Consider the following 21,232-nt stretch of genomic DNA (forward strand, 5'->3'; position numbering starts at 1 on the left):
CAGGAGTAAGATAGCTGGGAAAAGACCTCACCCACCCACCCGAGAAAAACAGGTGATGATGAGCACTCGAGACAGCGCAACGACGCGACGTCCAGACACGTCCGCGGTCGGCCTGAACCACCCCAAGCGGGACTGGATGGGCGCGGCAATGCGGGTGATGACGACCATTACCGGGTCGGAGCTCGCCGAGAAGTACAACCTGCGCAAGCCGATCGAGCGAGTCACCTACGAAGGCACCAAGACCGGTTTCCGCACCCTCGGTGCCGCGACTCGCGCATTCGGCAAGGTCGCCGGCGGCGGTGCGCCGAAACGCCTGGCGGACAACGAATCCAAGCACAAGGACTTCTTCGATCTGACCCCGAGCGACGAGCAGCAGATGATCGTCGAGACGGTGCAGGAATTCGCCGCCGAGATCCTGCGCCCGGCCGCCTACGAGGCCGACAACTCCGCGAAGGCCCCGCGCGATCTGCTCGATCGCGCCGCCGAACTCGGCATCACCCTGATCAACGTGCCCGAGGAACTGGAAGGCGCGGCCGCCGAGCGCGGCGCGGTCGCCAACTCGCTGGTCGCCGAGGCGCTCGCGCATGGCGATATGGGGCTGGCCCTGCCGATTCTCGCACCGAGCGGTGTCGCAGTCGCCCTGTCCCAGTGGGGCACCGACGCACAGCAGCAGACCTACCTGCCCGCCTTCACCGGTGAGAACGTGCCACAGGCCTCGGTCGTGATCAGCGAGCCGCGAGCACTGTTCGACCCGTTCGCCCTGCAGACCAAGGCCACCCGTGCCCCGAGCGGTTACCGCCTGAACGGCGTGAAGAGCCTGGTCCCGGCCGCCGGTGATGCCGAACTATTCATCGTGGCCGCCGAACTCGACGGCCGCCCCGCGTTGTTCATCGTGCCGTCGGACAGCAAAGGTCTGGTCATCGAGGCCGATCCGAGCATGGGTCTGCGCGCCGCCGGGCTCGGTCGCCTGCTGCTCAACGATGTCGCGGTCGGCGCCGACGCCATCCTCGGCGACGGCGATGCCACCACCCGCGCCGAGGAGTACGCCGACGCGGTGCGCTTGGCCCGCCTCGGCTGGGCCTCGCTGGCCATCGGCACCGGACAGGCCGTGCTCGACTACGTAATTCCGTATGTGAACGAGCGTGAGGCATTCGGCGAGCCGATCTCGCACCGCCAGGCGGTCGCGTTCATGGTCGCGAACATGGCGATCGAACTGGACGGCCTGCGCTTGGTGACCCTGCGGGGTGCCGCACGGGCGGAACAGGGCCTTTCCTACGCCCGCGAGGCGGCACTGGCCCGCAAGCTGGCCACCGACAAGGGCATGCAGATCGGCCTCGACGGCGTGCAGCTACTCGGCGGCCACGGCTTCACCAAGGAACACCCGGTCGAGCGCTGGTACCGCGATCTGCGGGCCATCGGCGTCGCCGAAGGTGTCGTGCTCGTCTGACCGGCCGGTTCCTTATTTCCAGGAGACATCACCATGATCAATCTCGAACTCCCCAAGAAGCTGCGGGCCAGCGCCAACCAGGCCCATCAGGTCGCCCAGGAAATCTTCCGGCCGATCTCGCGCAAGTATGACCTCGCCGAGCACGAGTACCCGGTCGAGTTGGACACCATGGCCGCCATGGTCGAGGGCCTCGCCGACTCCGGCACCCAGAAGATCGGCGGTGCGGCCGGCGGTCGTTCCGATACCGACGAGCACGCCACCGAACTGCTCGGAAACTCCAACGGCGGCAATATGTCCGCGCTGCTGAACGCGCTCGAAACCTCCTGGGGCGACGTCGGCTTGATGCTGTCGATCCCCTACCAGGGTCTGGGGAATGCGGCCATCGCCGCCGTGGCCACCGATGAGCAGCTCGAGCGCTTCGGCAAGGTGTGGGCCTCAATGGCCATCACCGAACCGTCCTTCGGTTCCGACTCCGCCGCCGTCACCACCACCGCCGTACTCGATGGCGACGAATGGGTTCTCAACGGCGAGAAGATCTTCGTGACCGCGGGTCAGCGCTCCACCCACATCGTGGTGTGGGCCTCGGTGGACCGCAGCCTGGGCCGCGCGGCGATCAAGTCGTTCGTCGTACCGCGCGATGCTCCCGGGCTTTCGGTGGCCCGGCTCGAGCACAAGCTCGGCATCAAGGCTTCCGATACCGCCGTACTGCTGTTGCAGGACTGCCGGATTCCGAAGGACAACATCCTCGGCAGCCCGGAAGTCAACGTGGAAAAGGGTTTTGCCGGGGTCATGCAGACCTTCGACAACACCCGTCCCCTCGTGGCCGCGATGGCGGTCGGTGTCGCGCGGGCGGCGCTCGAGGAGTTGCGCGCCATCCTGAAGGATGCGGGCATCGAGCCGTCCTACGACATCCCGGCCAATAATCAGCCGGCGGCCGCCGCCGAATTCCTGCGGATGGAAGCCGATTACGAGGCCGCGTACCTGCTGTCGCTGCGCGCCGCGTGGATGGCCGACAACAAGAAGCCGAACTCCTTGGAAGCCTCGATGTCCAAGGCCAAGGCAGGCCGCACCGGCACCGACATCACCCTCAAGGCAGTCGAACTGGCTGGCACCATTGGCTACTCGCAGCGCACACTGCTCGAAAAGTGGGGCCGTGACTCCAAGATTCTGGATATCTTCGAAGGCACCCAGCAGATCCAGCAGCTCATCGTGGCACGCCGCATTCTCGGAAAGACCAGCGCCGAGCTGAAGTGATGCTGACCTAGCAAGTGCTAGAAGGGAAACCGGTGCGAACGACGCGCACCGGTTTTCCTATTTTCTCGGTCGTGGTGGACGCTATGGCGCCGACACGCCTCCCTCCGCGATCGCGGCCACGGAGGGTTCGAGGCACCCGCCGTAACCGGTGAAGTAGCGCACGGTATCTTGGCGAGCTGATCAGCGGACGAATTCCATCGAGCAGTACCAAGATTCCCAACAGGAGACTGGTTATGCACAGGCTGGGTTTGATACGTCGCTTCACCGCCGCCCTCGCGGCTACCACCGCATTCGTCGCCGTATTCGCCGGTCATGCCGTGGCGGCACCGACGACGATCGACTGGAATGCGGCCACACAGCAGTTGCGCAAGGCCGCCATCGGCAATGCCGCCGCCGAACAGGCAGTTGACCGGCTACTGGCATCCGGGCAGGTCGCCACCCAGGTGGCCCTGCCCGCACAGCCGTTCCAGATCCCGGCGCAATCCGATATCGGACGCGGTAACGGTCCGGGCGTCTACGGGTCCGGCGTCGCCCTCGGTTACGACGGGTTGCGATTCGGATTCTTCGGCGGACCCGGCATGATCGCGCCGGATCAGACCGGGGCAAAGCTCCAGGTCCTGTGGATCAATCTGGCCAATGGCCGCAGCGGTACCGAGGTGCTCTCCGAGCACACTGACGCCACCGTCGACACCACCATCCGCACCCGCCCGATCGACACCGGAGCCGGCGTCATCGTCGGCGCGGTCTACGGCACCCTGTGGCACCGCTGGCCCGTCCCGGTCAGCGACGCCCACCCCGACGGTTTCGAGTACAAACTCGCAACCATCTCGGTTCCGTCATTCGGCTCTATCTACAACTGACCGTCCGACACGTGAGCCCGGCACGGATCAACCGTGCCGGGCTTATGCGTCACATCAGCCAATGCTGAGCCATTGCCAGCAATTATCCGACTCCGTAAATTTGCGCTCGTGAGCGTGGATGACCGACTAGCAAAACTCGAACGCCGACTCGCGGCCATGGATCTGATCAACGGCAGCGGGCAAGCGAGTGGATCCGCCCCGCAAGGAGGGTGGGCGCTGCGGCGGCTTCATGAGGAGTTTGCGAATGCGGACCAGCCCAATGGTGGAGTGATGTTCGCTGGTTCTGGCTCACTACCCAGCGCGGAACCGTTCGACTGGCAGGTCCAGTTCAGTACCGATGACCTCGTCGGCTACAACTGGGACGATGCCGCTGAATGCCTCGCTGCCCTTGGCAGTCCGGTCCGTCTGCGCATCCTTCGGGAGATCGTTCTCGGCAGCAGAACCGCCGCCGAACTCACCGACCTCGACGAAGTGGGCAGCTCCGGCCAGATCTACCACCACCTGCGCCAACTCGCCGCCACCGGCTGGCTCCACACGGTCGGCGACAACCGCTTCGAGGTCCCCCCGAACCGCGTCGTTCCCCTACTCGTCGCGCTGGCCACCGCGCGGAGGTGATCGAGATCAGGTGAACTGATGGCGGGAGTTTCTCGCGGTTCGCCGCCATGGTTTCCGCGTGATCATCTGTCCAGCCCGCACGTCGGCGGGTGTGATGTGGGTCATAGCGCTGATACGGTTGGTGGGACATGACGGTGGTTCAGATCGCTGGGGCGAGTGCCGACGCGAGTTGCTGTAGAGGTGGTCGACGATGAAGTTGGCGCATGCGCTGGAGGTTGTGAAGGCATTCGGGGTGCTGCGGGCGCGCGGGGTCAGCGATCCCACGAAGCCGTTGGAAGCCTTGCGAACCGTGAAGGAATCGCAGGTCTATGGGCCGCAGGCGACCTTGATCCGGCATTCGGCTCGAGTGGCGCCCAACGCCCCCGCGCTGGTTGACGAGCGTGGCGAACTGACCTACCGGCAACTCGACGAGCAGTCGACCGCCGTCGCGCGCGGGCTGCGACAGGCGAATCTGACCGAAGGGTCGGTGATCGGTGTGCTGGCCCGCGACCATCGCGGCCTGATCTTGGCCATGGCCGCGGCAGGCAAGCTCGGCGTGCGAGTCGCGCTGATGAATACCGGCTTCGCCAAACCGCAGTTCGCCGAGGTCTGCGAGCGCGAGAAGGTCAAGGCCGTGCTGCACGACAGCGAATTCCTCGGCTTGCTCGACGCGCTGCCGCCGAGTCTGCCGCGCTACCTCACCTGGGTCGACGAGGGCACCGAATTGCCCGAGGGCGCACAGACTCTCGACGATCTCATCGCCGCCAACTCGACTGCGGATCTGCCCGCACCGTCCAAGCCGGGCGGGTTCGTCATCCTCACCAGCGGCACCACCGGCCTGCCGAAGGGCGCACCGCGCAGCAAGGTGACCCCGCTGGCAACCGCGCAGATGGTGGACCGAATTCCATTCCCGGTCAGGGGAACTCAGGTCATCGTGTCGCCGATCTTCCACAGCACCGGACTCGGCACCTATCTGGTCGCCTCGGCGATGGGCAACAAGGTGGTGGTGCGCCGCCGCTTCGACGCCGAGGCCACGCTGAAGATGGTGGCCGATCACAAGGCCGAAATGCTGGTCGCGGTGCCGACCATGCTGCACCGGATGACCGAACTGGCACCGGAGATCCGCGCCAAGTACGACACCACTTCGCTGAAATGCATTCTGCTCGCGGGTTCGGCGCTCGCGCCGGAGTTGTGCGTCAAAGCAACGCAGATCTTCGGCCCGGTCCTTTACAACCTGTACGGCTCGACCGAATGCGCCGTGGCCACCGTGGCGAACCCGGACGATCTGGCCATCGCCCCCGGCACTGTCGGTCGCGCGCCGATCACCTGTGAGGTCCGGCTCTACGACGACAATGACAAGCAGGTCAGCGCGATCAATACCACCGCGCGCATCTTCGTCCGCAGCGGTGCGCCGTTCGAGGGCTACACCGACGGCAGGCATAAGCAGATCATCGACGGCTATATGTCCAGCGGCGATGTCGGCCACTTCGATGAACACGGCCTGCTGATGGTGGACGGCCGCGATGACGACATGATCGTCTCCGGCGGCGAGAACGTCTTTCCGCAGGAGGTGGAGAACCTGCTGCTGGAGCGGCCGGATGTATTCGACGCGGCCGTCGTCGGCGTCGATGACGTGGAATTCGGCAAGCGTCTGCGTGCCTTCGTGGTCCCCGAGGACGGTCACTCCCCCGACGGCGAGGAGATCAAGGCCTACGTCAAGGAGAATCTGGCTCGCTACAAGGTGCCGCGCGACGTTGTCTTTCTCGACGATCTGCCCCGCAACACCACCGGGAAACTGCTGCGTAGGGTGCTCGTCGAGTACGAAGTCAAGGCTTGAACCTGGGCTATAGCGACGCCGAGCGGGACAACTGAGATACGTGACACAGCGAGTCACAGATGCTTGCTATTGTTAGCGGCAGCACTGGATCCCGAAGTTGCGGTCCACACCATCCCCGGTCCAGGTGGGTGGACCGCGGAAGGCGTTGACGAATGTCCCTATCCCTGCCTGCGTTGAATGACTCCGTCCGGAAAGCGGGCGATTTCGCCCAGGGCGTGAATATCATGGTCAAGCGGCGCCTGTTCAATCCACTCCGACCCGATCAGGCGGCGCGGTCCGCGTTCAACGTGCTCAAATTCGGCCCGTTCGCCGGTGTCGTGATGCACGCGGCGCAGACCAGACCGGATGCGGCGGCCATTGTCGATGAGCGCGGTGAGGTCACCTTCGGCCAACTCAACGACCAGTCCAGCGCCCTGGCCCGTGGGCTCCAAGAGCAGGGTCTCAGGCCAGGTGATGTCGTCGCCCTGCTGGCGCGCGACCATCGCGGCATGGTGTTGAGCCTGCTCGCAACCGGCAAGCTCGGCGTGCGCACAGTGCTGATGAATACCGGCTTCGCGAAACCACAGTTCGCCGATGTGGCCGCGCGCGAAAACGTCAAGGCCGTACTGCACGACAGTGAATTCCTCGACCTGATGAGCGCGATCCCGGCCGAGATTCCCCGGGTGCTCACCTGGGTGGACGAGAAGGACAATGTCGATCCGGCGGTTGCGACCATCGAATCGCTGATCAAAGGCCGATCGACCGCGCCGGTGCCCGCGCCCGTGAAGCCCGGCGGCATAGTCATCCTGACCAGCGGAACCACCGGCACGCCGAAGGGTGCGCCGCGCGACCGCGTCAGCCCGTTCGCCTCGGCTCAGTTCGTGGATCGGGTGCCGCTGCCCAATAACGGCACCATGATCATGGCCGCGCCGATCTTCCACGGCACCGGTCTTTCCCAGTTCACCCTTGGTCTTGCCCTCGGCAACCGGGTGATCTTCCAGCAGCGCCGGTTCGATCCGGAGCAGACGCTGGCGAATATCCAGCGCTACCAGGCCGATTCGCTGGTCGTGGTGCCGACCATGCTGCAGCGCATCCTCGATCTCGGCGACGAGGTGCTGGCCAAGTACGACCCGCGCAGTATCAAGGTGATCTTCGCGGCGGGTTCGGCCATCGCACCCGATGTGGTCACCCGCACCCTCGACTACTTCGGCGACAGCCTCTACAACCTGTACGGCTCCACCGAATGCGCGGTTATGACCGTCGCGACCCCGCAGGATCTGCGCAAGGCACCGACCACCGCGGGCAAGGCGCCGGTCGGTATCCGGATCGTGCTGCTGGACGAGAACCGCAAGCCGATCACCGAGCCGAATGTGACCGGAACCATCTTCGTGGACAACGGATTCGCCTTCACCGGCTATACCGACGGCCGCACCAAGGAAATCGTGGACGGCATGATGTCCAGCGGTGACGTGGGGCATTTCGACGCCGACGGCCTGCTCTACATCGACGGCCGCGACGACGACATGATCGTCTCCGGCGGTGAGAACGTCTTCCCGCTCGAGGTGGAGAACCTGATCGCGGGGCGCGACGATATCTTCGAGGCCGCGGTGGTCGGTGTGGACGATCGCGAATTCGGTAAGCGGTTGCGCGCCTTCGTCGTTCCTGGTCCGGAGTCCAAGCGCGATGCACAGGAGATCAAGGAGTACGTCAGGGCGAATCTGGCGCGGTACAAGGTACCCCGCGAGGTGATTTTCCTCGATGAGCTGCCGCGCAATGCGACCGGTAAGTTGCTGCGCAAGCCGTTGATCGAGATGGAAATCGACGCGAACTGAGTCACATTCATGGCCGCACACCTTCGAATTCCCGGCCGCGGAATCGGTACGGGAAATCCGGAGGTGTGCGGCATTTGCATTTCTCCAGCTGGGAACTTGATGCATCCCATGAATTTCGGCCGCCGCCCGGGTGGGGACCGATGGGTAATTCGTCGGCTATCATCAGCGCGTGAGTATCGAGTTCGGCCCGGCCGCTGCGGGGCATCGCAGCGCCGTCGCGCGAGTGCGCGGCGCATGTGCCGGTTCGATCTCCGGTGCCGTATCCGTTGCGGCACACGGGTGGGCGTCCGATGGGATGCCACCGGACAGCACCACGCTCGTGCTCCTCGCCGCCGCTTGCGCCGTTGTCGGCGCACTGGTCGCCGGGCTCGCACCGCTGCGTGACACCTCGATCGGACTGATCTCGGTCCTCGCCGCAGGTCAGCTACTCGGGCACGTCACCATGGGCTGGAGTTCGGGGCATATGCATCACGTCGATGCACAGCTCACGCCCGGTATGGTGGCCGCCCACCTCGTGGCGGCCGTGCTCGCCGCGGTGGTTATCCGAGGCGCGGAGGCCGCGTATCGAATCGGTTGCGCGCTGCTCTCGCGGCTGCTGCCGATGCGGTACCACCCGCCCGCGATACCCGGGCCGGCGTCGCGGCGCCTGACGCATCGCGATCGTGTTGTGCTGCGCATATTCGCCGCGGAATCGCTGCGCACGCGCGGTCCGCCGTTGGCGTTCGGTCGCTGATATTCCTTACCCGGTGCACGGGCCCTGCTCGTGCGTCGTCGTTACCGCGCAACACCTTTGCGAGGGCGAGATTTCATATGACGATCTGAAATCGATCCTTGGATTGCTGGTTCGTCGGTCAGCATTGCTGCCGCGTCCGGACTCGCCCAGTTGTCGCGCGGCGCCCTGCTCGCCCGGCGAATGCCGGGATCCGCTGTCCGTCATGAATTTCGGCGTTTGCCGCTTTGCCGTGCGTCCAGCGGATTCCGACAACCATTCGCCGATTACGAACGGCCGACGATCTTCCGGGTTCTTCCGAACTCCAGAAACGAATAGTCATGAGTATTACGGACACCAGTCCACCGGATGTCGAATCGCCCGCTCCGACAAAGGAAACGCGGTCGCGCAACGGCCTCTATCCCCTCGCGATGCGGTTGCATTTCTATGCGGGCATCTTCGTCGCACCGTTCATCCTGATCGCCGCGGTCACCGGAGCGCTCTATGCCATCTCCCCGACCCTGGAATCGATCACCTCGCACGAGCTGTTGAAGGTCGAGGCGCATGGCGAAATGCGGCCGCTGTCCGAACAGGTCACCGCGGCCGTGGCCACCGAGCCAGATCTGAAGCTGATCGCGGTGGCTCCGGCACCGAAGGCCGATGACACCACCCGCGTGCTGTTCGAAGACCCGTCGCTCGGCGAATCCGAACGGCGTGCGGTCTTCGTGAATCCATACACCGCGCAGCCGGTCGGCAACGATGTGGTCTACGGCAGTTCGGGTGCGCTTCCGATGCGCACCTGGATCGATAGACTGCATCGGGATCTGCACCTGGGCGAGCCGGGTCGCATCTACAGCGAACTCGCCGCGTCCTGGTTGTGGGTCGTGGCGCTGGCCGGTCTGGTGCTGTGGATCCGTCGCGTGCGCGGACGCCGCAACCGCAACTCCGCGGCTTGGCTACTGGCACCGGACGGTTCACAAACCGGCCGTGGCCGTTCTATGAATTGGCATGGGGCCGTGGGTATTTGGATCATGCCGGTGATCCTGCTGCTCTCGGCGACCGGGATGACCTGGTCGACCTATGCTGGCGAGAACATCACCGAACTGCGCGAGCAGCTCAGCTGGACAACACCCGCTGTGAGCACCGCGCTGCCGGGCGCGACTACGCAGGGGCATGCCGGGGGCGAGCATCACAGCAGCGGTGGCGACCACGCGCCCGCGCCGATGGCTATGCCGACCCGGATCGCACAGCTCGACGGGGTTTATACGGCGGCCCGCGCCAATGGCATAACCCAGGGCTCCGAGATCGCCGTTCCGGCCGAACCCGGCGTCACATTCGCGGTGAAGGAACGGCGCATGTCCGGCACCTACACCGTCGATTCGGTTGCCGTCGACGGCGTGACCGGCACGGTCACCGACAAGCTCGCCTACGCCGACTGGCCGATCATGGCCAAGCTCACCAACTGGGGCATCCAATTCCACATGGGCCTGATGTTTGGACTGCTCAACCAATTACTGCTGCTCGCGGTGATGATCGGGCTGGTCGTCGTGCTCGTGCTCGGCTACCTGATGTGGTGGAAGCGACGGCCGACCCGCGGTGCTTCGCGGCTCGCCATCGGACGCGCGCCACGTCGCGGCGCATTGCGCCAGACCTCGCCGTGGCTGGCGCTGCCCATCGTGGCGGCGGCGCTGGTTGTCGGCTGGTTCGTGCCGCTGGTCGGGCTGAGCCTGCTCGGCTTCCTCGGTGTCGACGTCATTGTCGGCCTGGTCGTGGGCAAGCGCGCCACGACCTAGTCGCGAGATATTCCCGTACACCGATCACGTGCCGTGCACGTCATCGCCGCGCCATGCCATGTGCGGTGCCCGAGGGACGCAGCAATTGAACTGCCGGGGCGTGAGGGGCTCCGGCAGTTACCACCAGCCCTAGTCCGGTCGTGAACAACTGCCGCACAACCGAACACGAGCGCCCCCCTCGGCCACAACCGCGCGGGGTGCTCGTTAATGCTGGAAACGCGCCGGAATCCGGGGACATCAGTCCCGCTTTCGTGGACGCCGAACGCTCTCGAGACCCGCAACAGAACCGTTGCTGCGAGTTCGCTGCGATTCCGAAGTCCGGCTGATTCCGGGTGGATTCGGTGGTGGCTTGTGAATGTGTCGGTGGTGTACGGCATCATCTGTGCACGCAGCCATCCACGAATACCGCTCGGAGTGCACCATGCCGTCCCCACGAACGAGACCACAGCCATTGTCGGACACTGAGATTCAGCAGATCGCCACGGACATCGCCGGCGGTCGCCCGCCGATGGTGTGGTTCACCGCGGCCGCGGTGGGCGTGCCGGAGGGGCGGTCCGGCAAGGTGGTGGAGATCGGTGATCGATCCGAGAGCGACTTCCTGCGGGTCAAGCCGACCGGATCGAAGGATGTACTGTCCTTTTCTCCGACCGAAGTGACGTTGACCAAGCCGCCGCGCGATAAGGCGGCAACCACAAGCTCTGCCCAGCCGAAGTCGACAACCAGGAAGGAATCCACGGTGACCCAGCCGTCGACCTTGACGAGCACCGCGACACCGGCCCCCCAGCCGGTCCCGAGCCCCACCCCACCCGCCCCGGCCTCGAAACCCGGTGCCCCTGCGGCGGAACCGGCCAAGCCCGCGGGCACCGCGAAGCCTGCGGCGAAGGCTACTGCCGCGCGGAGCAAGGCGAAGGCACCGGAAGTGACGGTGACGCTGACAGGTACCGCTGACGGCGAGTGGTCGGTCGATGTGGTCAGCGGAAAAAAGAAGTCCGTGCGCGGTCTGCCGGTGACCAGCTCCGCGGTGGCGCAGGCGGCCAAGGTGCTGCATCCGGAGGTGGCCGAGGTGGTTGCCGGAATCCTGGAGGCGGCCCGGGTGGTCCAGGAGTCCAAAGTGCAGCAGTTACAGGCCGAGTTAGAAGAAGCGCGGCGACTGCTCGAGGAACTGTCCGACTAGGTCGCGGCGCTTTTGCTGGTCAGACCCACAGAGCTGGACGGATCGGATCGCAGTGCCGATCGAACGGATTGTGGTGCTCGGCTGATCAGACCGCGGTGCTGGTGGACGTGCCGCTGGCATTGAACGACCTGCCGCTCGGGCGCCAGATCCGGCGTCCCGAGTCGGCACTGCTGTGGCGTGCGTCGGTGCTGCGCGGTTCCGGACCGTGGCGCAGATCGTCGTGGAAGGCGTAGCCGAGCGAGTACTCCTTCGCGTGGTACATCGCCGAATCCGCTTCTCGGATGAGGTCGTAGATGGTGTCGTCGGAGCTGCGCGGGCTGCCGCAGGCCAGCCCGACACTCGCGGTGATCGGAATTTGGCCCGCGCTCAGCTCGAATGGCCGAACGAAGGCGGCGAGTAGTCGCTCCGCGAGCATCGTGGCCTCCTGTCGGTCCAGCGGTGCGAGCACCACGAATTCGTCGCCGCCGTAGCGGGCCACCACATCGTCGCGCCGGATGAGGTGCCGAATCCGGGATGCCGCATTCGCGATCAGTTCGTCGCCGACCGCGTGGCCGTAGCTGTCATTGACCATCTTGAAGCCGTCGAGATCGATGAACAGCAGGCACAGCGGTTGCTCGATCCAGTGATCACGATTGCGATTCAGCGCGCGCAGCAGCGCGGCTCGGTTCAGCAATCCGGTGAGCATGTCGTGATCGGCCTGGTATTGCGCGCGCCGTTCACTGCGTGCACTGCGGACGATCGCGCGTTCGCTGCGTACCAGCACGCCGATGAGCAGCAGCGCACACAGTGACGAGACCACCACCCTATCGAGAGTGTCCAGACTGGAACCGACCACCGGAATCAGCGAGGCCACGATCAAAGCGACCGCGATGAAGCTGGCCCGCTGCCGCGAATGGTGCGGGTGAATGCGCCGGGGCGCACCAAGACTCGCCATGGTCGGATGCAGCGCCGCGACGCCGACGATCGGATAGGCCACCAGCAGCGGCACCAGCAATAACTCGTGCGCGACGGGTGCGCGCCCGACGGCGTCGAGGCTGTACCCGAAATCGCCGATCAGCACCGCGATCAACCCGACGTGCAACAGGTGCAACGAGGTCTCCGAACGAGTCGCGGTCGCCATCGAATGCGCTACCAAACTCAGCAGCAGTGCATCGAGCACCGGATAGGTCGCGGCCACCACCGTGTGCGCGACAGTGTCGTGCGACTGCAGGATCGGTGAGATCAGAAAGGTCCACGAAGCGAGCAGTGCGCCGAGACCGATGAGCGCCGAGTCGAGCAGCAAATCGTAGTTCGGCCGGACCTGGCGCGGGCGCAGCCACAGCGCCGCGGCCACTCCGGTGCCGAGATACCCTGCGAGCGTGAACAGATCGTCGATCGGATGCAGCTTGTGGCTGTCGACCTCGCGGGTGGCCGTACCCACGGCGAACAGCACCGCCGACGCCGAGAGCAGATACCACGGCAGGGGGCGCTCGGGACGATATCGGCGCAGGCCGATACAGATCATGATGAGCGCCGCGAGCACCACGGCGGCAATGGTCAGCAGCGACACCGGCCGGACATCAATCAAGAGCAGCACCGCCAGACCAACTGCGGTCAGTGCGAGAAATACTGTGCACCAGCGCATTTCGTGGCGGTGCCGAATGGTGGTCGACTGCTCTTCGCTGACGGTCATCAGCCCCCCTTGGTCGCTCCATCCCCAGTGAACCGCGCCGCGTAGTAGGTCTGCGAATCCTCCACCGCGACTTCGACGTTCGCCGCCTGCTCATCGAGCACCGCTCGAATGCTGTCGGCGAAGGAAAACCGAGTGTTGTTGTATGAGCAGATGTCCCAACCGACCGCCGCGCGCTCGGCCACCAATACCTGGACAACTGATTTGATCATGGCATGGAATGCGGCTCCTTGTCGGGCACTTGGCGCAACAAGGGTGAAACCCGCGTAGTAGATCGCGTCGCGTGCCGCATGTTCGGGATAGCGGGCAGCGAAATACTCCGGACTGATCCACGGAACTGTCTCGAGATGTTTGGTCAAAGTCGTCACCCCGATGGGCTCGCCGGTCGCGGTGCGCGCGACATGTTTGACAACCCGCGGATCGATCATCTCCTCGCGGAATTCCGATCGGTGCAGCACCTGCCTGGCAATGGCCTTGGTGCGCAAGGGGCCGAAGGCCTCCTCGTACAGCAGGTGGAACATGTCGATCCGGTCGTCCGGAATGGTCGATTCGATAGTGACTTTCAGCTCAGGCAGCCCACCCGTCGCTCGACCACAACCCGCCATGGAATCGCTGCGCAATGCTGTCATTGTTGTCCCCACGGTGTCGTGTGGTACGCCGCCAGCACGAGTGCGCAGGTCGGAGTGCCATCGGAGTGGGCCTCGGTGGTGCACAGCTGGATCGGGCCGAAGCCTTGCGGTCTGTTGCGGGTCATATCGGTCAAACTCGCGCGAATGAGCGTCGCGACCTGCGCGGCGGTCTCGGCCTCGTGTTCGACGAAAAGTCCGGCGCCGGAACCGTCGTCGCGCAGCGCCCAGCCGATGCCCGCGCCCGCGCGCTCACCCGCCGCATCCGCGTGCTGCGCGGCATAGACACAGTAGAGCCGATCACCCCAGTGGATCGGTTTGCGGACGCGCCCGGTGCGGGCCAGCACAGCGCGCGGTGGAATGACCGATGACAGGCGGATCAAGTTGGCATCACCTACTCCCAGGTCACGCAGTGCCGCATCGAAGGCCGACATAGCTGTCGGGCCGGTCCCCGTCGCCGCGCCGATCTCGATCGTCAGTGGAGCTCCGGAGTCACGCTGATCGCCGCGGTCCGGCCTGCCCATGGGCGGGAGTAGTCGATCGATCCACTGCAGCCCGAGTAGGCCGCCGCGTGGGGTTGTCAGAACCATAATGCCCTCCCGAAGCCACCGGCCGGATTTTTTAGGCCGGTATTGCGTCAAATTCGACTGTGCGTCAAGAAGATCGATCACGCATCCGCGCAGGCCGAAACACATGCTCCGGTGGCGTGTCTCGTAGGGTGTGGTGCCCAGGGTTGCTCGGATGACGTGCGTGGGCACTGGCCATGCGACGAAGTGAGGAATTCGTGCCGAAGTGGGTTGCGCCGGGGCGGGTCAACATCATCGGTGAACACACCGATTACAACGACGGTTTCGTGCTGCCCATCGCATTGCCGCTGGTAGTCGAGTGTCGAGCGGAGGCGCGCACCGACGGACGGGTCCGGGTGGTCTCGCAGCAGCGCCCGGGTGAGACCGTGCTCGTCGCGGTGAGCGAGCTTGCCGCCGAACGGGATCGGGTGCCGGGATGGTCGCGTTATCCGCTGGGCGTTGTGTCCGAATTCGCGCGGCGTGGATATGTGGGTGACGGAGTCGATCTGGAATTGGACGGTGCGGTGCCGATCGGCGCCGGATTGTCCTCCTCAGCGGCGCTGTCGTGTGCGGTGGCGGTCGCGCTGCGAGATCTGTTCGCGCCCACCGTCACCGATCGCGAATTGATCGATCTGGCCCGCGCCGCCGAGAACGACTACGCCGGAGTGCCGACCGGACTGCTCGATCAGTCCGCATCGATTCTGTGCACGGCCGGACACGCGCTGTTCCTGGATGTGCGCCGATTGGTCGCCCACGACGCTGTCGCGCACGAACAGATTCCGTTCGATCTCGATCGGTTCGGGCTGGAACTTTTGGTGATCGATACCGGACAGCCGCACGCGCTGATCGATGGTGGTTACGCACGGCGGCGCGCTCAATGCGAGGCGGCCGCTGCGGCGCTCGATGTGCCGACACTGCGCGATATCGAATCGGCGGTGGCTGTGGACCGCATCGGCGACGCGATACTGCGGCGGCGAGCGCGCCATGTGGTGACCGAGAATGCGCGAGTGCTCGCGGTTGCCGAAAAGTTGCGAGGCGGTGCCGATCCGCGCGAGATCGGACCGATCCTGACTGCGGCGCACGAGTCACTGCGCGATGATTTCGAGGTTTCGACACCGGCACTGGACACCGCGGTATCCGCCGCGCTCGACGCCGGATCGCACGGCGCGCGGATGGTCGGCGGCGGGTTCGGCGGCAGCGTCATCGCGCTCGTCGATCGGGACGTCACCGCGGCGGTCGCGGACGCGGTGCGAGATCTATTCGCGCAATCGGGTTTCGAGGCACCGCGCACCTTCGTCGTCGTGCCCAGTGCCGGTGCGCACCGCATCGTGTGAGCAACTGTCCAACTTTTGTGCGTGAATGTGCCGCGCGGGTACGGCACAATCACGCACAGTAGAACGCGAGACGTCCAGTTTCATCGCCTGGAGGGACGACGCTGTGCCGCTTGCCGATTCAACCGCTTACTCATCGGCGCTGGCCGCCGTCTCGACACAGGCCGAGACGACACTGCGCCTGGACGCGCAGCCCGTCGACTATGCGCTGGTAGCGCTGTATTTCGTCTTCGTACTCGGCATCGGTCTGCTGGCCAGGCAGCGGGTCTCGTCGAGTATCGACTTCTTCCTGTCCGGACGATCGCTGCCCGCCTGGGTGACCGGTCTCGCCTTCATCTCCGCCAATCTCGGCGCGGTCGAGATCATGGGCATGTCGGCCAATGGCGCCGAATACGGCTTCCCCACCTTCCACTACTTCTGGATCGGCGCGGTGCCTGCCATGCTGTTCCTCGGTGTGGTGATGATGCCGTTCTACTACGGCTCCAAGGTGCGCAGCGTCCCGGAATTCATGCGGCGACGCTTCGGCACCGGCGCCCATCTGGTGAACGCGTTGAGCTTCGCGATCGCGCAGGTGCTCATTGCCGGGGTGAATCTGTATCTACTCGGTTCGATTCTGAATGTGCTGCTGGGTTGGCCGCTGTGGGTGTCGGTGATCGTCGCCGCGGCGATCGTGCTTTCCTACATCACGCTCGGCGGGTTGTCGGCGGCGATCTACAACGAGGTTTTGCAGTTCTTCGTGATCGTCGCCGCGCTGTTGCCGCTGACGCTGGTCGGTCTGCACAAGGCCGGTGGCTGGGATGGGCTGCGTGACAAGGTGACCGCGTCCCCCGGCGGTGGCCCGCAGTTGGACTCCTGGCCGGGCAATGCGCTCAGCGGATTCGCCAATGACTTCCTTTCGGTGGTCGGGATCGTCTTCGGTCTCGGATTCGTGCTCTCCTTCGGCTACTGGACCACCAACTTCGTCGAGGTGCAGCGCGCGCTCGCGACGCATTCCATTTCGGCCGCGCGGCGCACCCCGATCATCGGCGCGTATCCGAAGATGTTCATTCCGTTGATCGTGGTCATTCCCGGCATGATCAGCGCGGTGTTGGTACCGCAGATGAGCGAGTACAAGGCGGCGGAGACGACCGGTTCGAACTACTCCGGCGATGCCACCTATAACCAGGCCCTGCTGTATCTGATGAAGGATGTGCTGCCGAACGGGCTACTCGGCGTCGGGCTCGCCGGATTGCTCGCGGCGTTCATGGCGGGTATGGCGGCCAATATCTCCGCCTTCAATACGGTATTCAGCTATGACCTGTGGCAGCAGTATGTGCGGCGGGATCGGCCGGACGGGTACTACCTGAACGTCGGTCGCCTCGCGACGGTCGGCGCGACGGTCGCGGCGATCGGAACCGCCTTCATCGCAGGCAATTTCAGCAATATGATGGACTATTTGCAGACGCTGTTCAGCTTCTTCAATGCACCGCTGTTCGCGACCTTCATTCTCGGTATGTTCTGGAAGCGGATGACGCCGACAGCGGGTTGGATGGGGCTGGTCTTCGGAACCGCCTCGGCCATTGTGGTTTTCATTCTGCACAAGGCTGGCGTTTTCGAATTGTCCGGTCAGGGTTCGAGTTTCGTCGCGGCCGGTGTGGCGTTCGTGGTGGATATCGTGGTCAGCGTCGCGGTTACCCAGGTGACGCAGTCGAAGCCGGATGCCGAGCTGGTCGGGCTGGTGTATTCGCAGACGCCGAAGGAACTGCGCCACGATCCGGACGAAGCGGATCTGCCCTGGTATCAACGGCCGGTACTGCTGGCGGGGATTGCGCTGGTCCTGGTCATCGCACTGAATATCATCGTCGGATAAGGAGGCCAGTCGATGCTTTTCGATATCCGCACCATTGTCGGCGCGCTGCTCGGTAGTTACGCCGTCGTGCTGGTCGTGACAGGGCTGGTGCACAACACCGGGGCCGAGGAGGCCAAGACCGGTGGGGTGAATGTGAATATCTGGGCTGGTCTCGGCATGGGAGCGGTGGCGATCGCGTTCCTGGTCTGGGTGTTGTTGCGGCCGGTCGCGGTGCCGACCAAGGACGCACCTGCCAGTGCGGAGGATTCGCCTCCCGAGGCATGACTCGAGCTCGCGATTTTCGCCGGTGTTACGGTCGGGGCATCCGAGATTTCGCGAAGCGGTTGCAGGAGAGATCTTTGAGTCACGCCGACCCGTTCCCGTTCCAGCCGACGCCTATTCATGTGCCCGATGCGGTGCTCGCCGATCTACGGCAGCGACTCGCACTGACGCGCTGGCCCGACGATGTGGGCAATGACGATCGCTACTACGGCGTAGACCGCGGCTACCTTCAAGAACTCGTCGAGTACTGGCAGCATGAATACGACTGGCGCAAGGCCGAAGCCGCGATCAACACCTACGACAACTACCTCATCGAGGTCGATGGCGTTCCGGTGCATTTCCTGCGCAAACCCGGTGTCGGCCCGAATCCGATACCGCTGATCCTCACCCACGGCTGGCCGTGGACCTTCTGGCACTGGGCCAAGGTCATCGATCCGCTCGCCGATCCCGGTGCGTTCGGCGGCGATCCGGCCGATGCCTTCGATGTGATCGTGCCGTCGTTTCCCGGTTTCGGATTCTCCAGTCCGCTATCGAAGCACCCGGATATGAACTTCTGGAAGGTCGCCGATCTCTGGCACATCCTGATGACCGAAACCCTCGGCTACACCAAATACGCCGCCGCGGGGTGCGATGTGGGCGCGTTGGTCACCGGTCAACTCGGCCATAAATACGCCGACGAGCTGTACGCCATCCATATCGGCTCGAGCCAGAAGCTGACGCTGTTCGAGGGCGACCGCGCCTGGGATATCAGCGGCGGGCGTCCCATTCCGGACGGCCTGCCCAAGGATGTCTACGCCCGAATCATCGAGTTGGAGCATCGTTTCGGCGTCCACCTCGCGGCGCACGTCCTCGAACCGAGCACCCTGGCCTTCGGCCTGTCCGATTCACCCGCGGGCATGCTCGCCTGGATTCTCCAGCGCTGGATGGCATGGAGTGACGACGGCGGCAATATCGAAACCGTCTTCACCAAGGACGATCTGCTCACCCACGCGATGATCTTCTGGGCCACCAATTCCATCGGCACCTCGATCCGCACCTACGCCAATAACAACCGCTACCCCTGGACCCCGTCACACGAGCGCCAACCCGTCGTCGAGGCGCCCACCGGAATCACCTTCGTCGGCTACGAGAATCCGCCCGGCGTCACCACCGCCGACCGCGTCGAGCACTTCCGCGCCAGCGATCGCGGCCGCTGGTACAACCACGTCAATCTCACTGCCCATGACCAGGGCGGCCACTTCATCCCCTGGGAAATCCCCGACCTCTGGACCCAGGACCTGCGCCGCACCTTCCGCGGCCGCCGCTAAGCGGGGGATTGTAAAGCCGGGAACCAGATGTCGGTGAGCACTTCGGCAGCCTGATCGGCGGAGACATCGATGGTGCCCTGCATGGCCCAGCGGGTGAAGAAGCGTTCCAGTTGGGCGACAAGGAGTTCCACGCGTAGGCGGGCCTCGTCGCGGCGGTTTTCGGGCCAGCGGGCGAGGTAGGAGGTCATGGCATTGGGCAGGGCAAGGATGCCGCGGCGGGCGATTTCGCGGAATTCCGGTTCCAGTGCGGTGGCCTCGTCCCATGCTGGCAGCAGGTCCTTGTATTCCTGGAACCAGGCGATGGCGCGGGTCACCCAGTCCACGAATGCCGCGCGGGAGCCGGTGTCGAGCACCCGGTCCAGATCCTCGTAGAAGTACAGTGCGGTCGGCGCGGTGCTCTGTTCGGCAATGGCGCGCAGGATCTCGAGCTTGCTACCGAAGTGCAAATAGAAGGTGGCCCGGCTGCAGCCGACGGCGGCGGCGATGTCGTCGACCCGCACCGCCGCATAACCCCGTTCGATGAACAGCGCCTTCGCGCCCTCCACCAGTCTGGCGCGGGTCTGCAGCTTCTGTTCGTCGCGCAGACTCGGTCCGGGCGGGTTCGATTTGGTCGGCATGTTAGACATCATGTCATTCACTAGACAGTGAGTCTAGTGAGTGCTAATTTGTTGCCTACGTCACTCCACGTGTCGCAGGCGGCGCGGGATGGTTCGCCGCACCGGATCCGGTGCCGCCCACGTGACGGCAATCCTTCGGACGAGGACTACGGAATTGACTCACAGCAATCTGCCCCGGGTATGCGTCATCGGCGCGGGCCCCTCCGGAATCACCGCCGCAAAACGCCTGCAGGACTTCGATATTCCCTTCGAGGTCTTCGAAGCGAGCGATGAGGTGGGCGGCAATTGGTATTTCAAGAATCCCAACGGGATGTCGGCCTGCTACCAGTCGCTGCATATCGACACCAGTAAGTTCCGGCTCGCCTTCGAGGATTATCCGGCGCCCGAGGAATGGCCAGACTTCCCGCATCACTCGCAGCTGTTCCAGTACTTCAAGGATTACGTCGACCATTTCGGCTTCCGCGACAAGATCCTGTTCGATACCAAGGTCACCGCGGCCGAGCGTCAAGACGACGGCAGCTGGCTCATCACCGCGACTGATGGCCGCACCAGGGCCTACGACGCACTTATCGTCTGCAACGGGCACCACTGGGATCCGCGCATTCCGGACTATCCCGGTGAATTCGACGGCGTGCTGATCCATAGTCACGCCTACAACGATCCGTTCGATCCGGTGGATATGCGTGGTAAGAAGATCGTGGTGGTCGGCATGGGCAACTCCGGCCTCGATATCGCCTCGGAGCTGTCCCAGCGCTTTGTGGCCGAGCAGCTCACCGTTTCCGCGCGCCGCGGGGTCTGGGTACTGCCGAAATATGTGAACGGCAAGGTCGGCGACAAACAGAGTGTGCCTCCATGGATTCCGCGCAAGGTCAGCTTGAAGCTCAAGCAGCGATTCGTGCGCAAGTTCCGCGGCGATATGGAGTTCTACGGGCTGCCGAAACCGGATCACAAACCATTTGAGGCGCATCCGTCGGCGAGTGAGGAGTTCCTGCATCGCGCCGGTTGCGGGGATATCGCCTTCAAACCGGCCATTACCGCACTGGAGGGGCCGCGGGTGCGCTTCGCCGACGGCAGCACCGAAGAGGTGGACGTCATCGTCTGCGCCACCGGCTACCACATCAGCTTCCCGTTCTTCTCCGATCCGCGACTGGTGCCGGACGAGCAGAATCGCATCCCGCTGTTCAAGCAGATGATGAAACCGGGTGTGGACAATTTGTTCTATCTCGGTCTGGCCCAACCGCTGCCGACGCTGGTCAATTTCGCCGAGCAGCAGAGCAAGTTGGTCGCGGCCTATCTGACGGGCAAGTACCTGCCGCCGTCGCAGGCGCAGATGAATGCCGAGATCGCGGCGGCCGAACAGCGCCGCACTGGACGGTATTACAACTCGCCTCGGCACACGATCCAGGTCGAGTTCGAGCCCTATGTGCGCGATATGAACCGGGAAATGGCCAGGGGCGCGAAGCGAGCCGCCGCCGCCGGCAATGCGTTACCGGTGCCCGCCAGGGCACTCGAGAACGCGTAAGGGCG

The 21,232-nt window shown here is 64.5% G+C and carries 18 protein-coding genes; 14 read left to right on the forward strand and 4 right to left on the reverse strand.

Going from position 1 to position 21,232, the window contains the following annotated elements:
- Positions 1-52 precede the first annotated feature (52 nt).
- From ACQP2U_RS33730 to ACQP2U_RS33770, 9 genes are all read left to right on the forward strand, one after another.
- Complete coding sequence (locus ACQP2U_RS33730; protein ID WP_433711183.1) at positions 53-1,447, forward strand: acyl-CoA dehydrogenase family protein; 1,395 nt, start codon at positions 53-55, stop codon at positions 1,445-1,447.
- Between the two features lie 33 nt (positions 1,448-1,480).
- Complete coding sequence (locus tag ACQP2U_RS33735) at positions 1,481-2,701, forward strand: acyl-CoA dehydrogenase family protein (protein ID WP_397035436.1); 1,221 nt, start codon at positions 1,481-1,483, stop codon at positions 2,699-2,701.
- 233 nt (positions 2,702-2,934) lie between these two features.
- Complete coding sequence (locus ACQP2U_RS33740) at positions 2,935-3,561, forward strand: hypothetical protein (RefSeq protein WP_433711185.1); 627 nt, start codon at positions 2,935-2,937, stop codon at positions 3,559-3,561.
- 108 nt (positions 3,562-3,669) lie between these two features.
- Positions 3,670-4,176: an ArsR/SmtB family transcription factor gene (locus tag ACQP2U_RS33745; RefSeq protein WP_433711187.1), complete on the forward strand. Its 507-nt coding sequence runs from the start codon at positions 3,670-3,672 to the stop codon at positions 4,174-4,176.
- A gap of 190 nt (positions 4,177-4,366) precedes the next feature.
- The gene (locus ACQP2U_RS33750) at positions 4,367-5,992 is read left to right on the forward strand and encodes an acyl-CoA synthetase (protein WP_433711188.1); all 1,626 of its coding nucleotides are present in this window, start codon (positions 4,367-4,369) and stop codon (positions 5,990-5,992) included.
- A gap of 152 nt (positions 5,993-6,144) precedes the next feature.
- Entirely contained in the window at positions 6,145-7,803 is a 1,659-nt protein-coding gene (locus ACQP2U_RS33755) for an acyl-CoA synthetase (RefSeq protein ID WP_433711189.1), read from the forward strand.
- 169 nt (positions 7,804-7,972) lie between these two features.
- Positions 7,973-8,536, forward strand: coding sequence for a hypothetical protein (locus tag ACQP2U_RS33760; RefSeq protein WP_433711190.1), 564 nt, complete (start codon positions 7,973-7,975; stop codon positions 8,534-8,536).
- 317 nt (positions 8,537-8,853) lie between these two features.
- Positions 8,854-10,305, forward strand: coding sequence for a PepSY-associated TM helix domain-containing protein (locus tag ACQP2U_RS33765; RefSeq protein ID WP_433711191.1), 1,452 nt, complete (start codon positions 8,854-8,856; stop codon positions 10,303-10,305).
- Positions 10,306-10,756: 451 nt separating this feature from the next.
- Positions 10,757-11,479, forward strand: coding sequence for a DUF6319 family protein (locus ACQP2U_RS33770; protein WP_433711192.1), 723 nt, complete (start codon positions 10,757-10,759; stop codon positions 11,477-11,479).
- An 85-nt stretch (positions 11,480-11,564) separates the two neighbouring features.
- Here the strand turns inward: ACQP2U_RS33770 and ACQP2U_RS33775 are convergent, their stop codons facing one another.
- The 3 genes from ACQP2U_RS33775 to ACQP2U_RS33785 are packed head-to-tail and all read right to left on the reverse strand — an operon-like array spanning position 11,565 to position 14,364.
- On the reverse strand, positions 11,565-13,151 hold the full coding sequence (locus ACQP2U_RS33775; protein WP_433711193.1) for a diguanylate cyclase domain-containing protein: 1,587 nt from the start codon (positions 13,149-13,151) through the stop codon (positions 11,565-11,567).
- Entirely contained in the window at positions 13,151-13,777 is a 627-nt protein-coding gene (locus ACQP2U_RS33780) for a hypothetical protein (RefSeq protein ID WP_433711194.1), read from the reverse strand. The genes ACQP2U_RS33775 and ACQP2U_RS33780 overlap by 1 nt, the downstream gene beginning before the upstream one ends.
- Positions 13,774-14,364 (reverse strand): pyruvoyl-dependent arginine decarboxylase, encoded by a 591-nt coding sequence (locus ACQP2U_RS33785; RefSeq protein ID WP_433711196.1) that lies wholly within the window; start codon positions 14,362-14,364, stop codon positions 13,774-13,776. Before ACQP2U_RS33785 ends, ACQP2U_RS33780 begins: the two co-directional genes overlap by 4 nt.
- Positions 14,365-14,537: 173 nt before the next feature.
- Here ACQP2U_RS33785 and galK point away from each other — a divergent pair, with 173 nt between their 5' ends.
- The 4 genes from galK (at position 14,538) to ACQP2U_RS33805 (ending at position 19,088) form a co-directional block, all read left to right on the forward strand.
- Positions 14,538-15,674 (forward strand): galactokinase, encoded by a 1,137-nt coding sequence (gene galK / locus ACQP2U_RS33790; RefSeq protein WP_433711197.1) that lies wholly within the window; start codon positions 14,538-14,540, stop codon positions 15,672-15,674.
- A 139-nt stretch (positions 15,675-15,813) separates the two neighbouring features.
- Complete coding sequence (locus tag ACQP2U_RS33795) at positions 15,814-17,520, forward strand: sodium:solute symporter family protein (RefSeq protein ID WP_433716662.1); 1,707 nt, start codon at positions 15,814-15,816, stop codon at positions 17,518-17,520.
- A 12-nt stretch (positions 17,521-17,532) separates the two neighbouring features.
- Complete coding sequence (locus ACQP2U_RS33800) at positions 17,533-17,784, forward strand: hypothetical protein (protein ID WP_433711198.1); 252 nt, start codon at positions 17,533-17,535, stop codon at positions 17,782-17,784.
- Positions 17,785-17,858: 74 nt separating this feature from the next.
- Positions 17,859-19,088: an epoxide hydrolase family protein gene (locus ACQP2U_RS33805; RefSeq protein ID WP_433711200.1), complete on the forward strand. Its 1,230-nt coding sequence runs from the start codon at positions 17,859-17,861 to the stop codon at positions 19,086-19,088.
- Here ACQP2U_RS33805 and ACQP2U_RS33810 read toward each other — a convergent pair.
- Positions 19,085-19,705 (reverse strand): TetR/AcrR family transcriptional regulator, encoded by a 621-nt coding sequence (locus ACQP2U_RS33810; protein WP_433711201.1) that lies wholly within the window; start codon positions 19,703-19,705, stop codon positions 19,085-19,087. The two genes, ACQP2U_RS33805 and ACQP2U_RS33810, sit on opposite strands and share 4 nt — an antisense overlap.
- A gap of 154 nt (positions 19,706-19,859) precedes the next feature.
- Between ACQP2U_RS33810 and ACQP2U_RS33815 the strand changes: the two genes are divergently transcribed.
- Complete coding sequence (locus ACQP2U_RS33815) at positions 19,860-21,227, forward strand: flavin-containing monooxygenase (RefSeq protein WP_433711202.1); 1,368 nt, start codon at positions 19,860-19,862, stop codon at positions 21,225-21,227.
- The last annotated feature ends 5 nt before the right edge of the window (positions 21,228-21,232 follow it).

The organism is Nocardia sp. CA-084685 (assembly GCF_050955785.1).
In the GTDB taxonomy this organism is placed as follows: Bacteria; Actinomycetota; Actinomycetes; order Mycobacteriales; family Mycobacteriaceae; genus Nocardia.

Coding starts and splice junctions, on each gene's coding strand:
- ACQP2U_RS33735 (WP_397035436.1), top strand. CDS start 1,481: ATGATCAATCTCGAACTCCCCAAGAAGCTGCGGGCCAGCGCCAACCAG.
- ACQP2U_RS33800 (WP_433711198.1), top strand. CDS start 17,533: ATGCTTTTCGATATCCGCACCATTGTCGGCGCGCTGCTCGGTAGTTAC.
- ACQP2U_RS33775 (WP_433711193.1), bottom strand. CDS start 13,151: ATGACCGTCAGCGAAGAGCAGTCGACCACCATTCGGCACCGCCACGAA.
- ACQP2U_RS33785 (WP_433711196.1), bottom strand. CDS start 14,364: ATGGTTCTGACAACCCCACGCGGCGGCCTACTCGGGCTGCAGTGGATC.
- ACQP2U_RS33810 (WP_433711201.1), bottom strand. CDS start 19,705: ATGCCGACCAAATCGAACCCGCCCGGACCGAGTCTGCGCGACGAACAG.
- ACQP2U_RS33740 (WP_433711185.1), top strand. CDS start 2,935: ATGCACAGGCTGGGTTTGATACGTCGCTTCACCGCCGCCCTCGCGGCT.
- ACQP2U_RS33755 (WP_433711189.1), top strand. CDS start 6,145: ATGTCCCTATCCCTGCCTGCGTTGAATGACTCCGTCCGGAAAGCGGGC.
- galK (WP_433711197.1), top strand. CDS start 14,538: ATGCGACGAAGTGAGGAATTCGTGCCGAAGTGGGTTGCGCCGGGGCGG.
- ACQP2U_RS33780 (WP_433711194.1), bottom strand. CDS start 13,777: ATGACAGCATTGCGCAGCGATTCCATGGCGGGTTGTGGTCGAGCGACG.
- ACQP2U_RS33765 (WP_433711191.1), top strand. CDS start 8,854: ATGAGTATTACGGACACCAGTCCACCGGATGTCGAATCGCCCGCTCCG.
- ACQP2U_RS33750 (WP_433711188.1), top strand. CDS start 4,367: ATGAAGTTGGCGCATGCGCTGGAGGTTGTGAAGGCATTCGGGGTGCTG.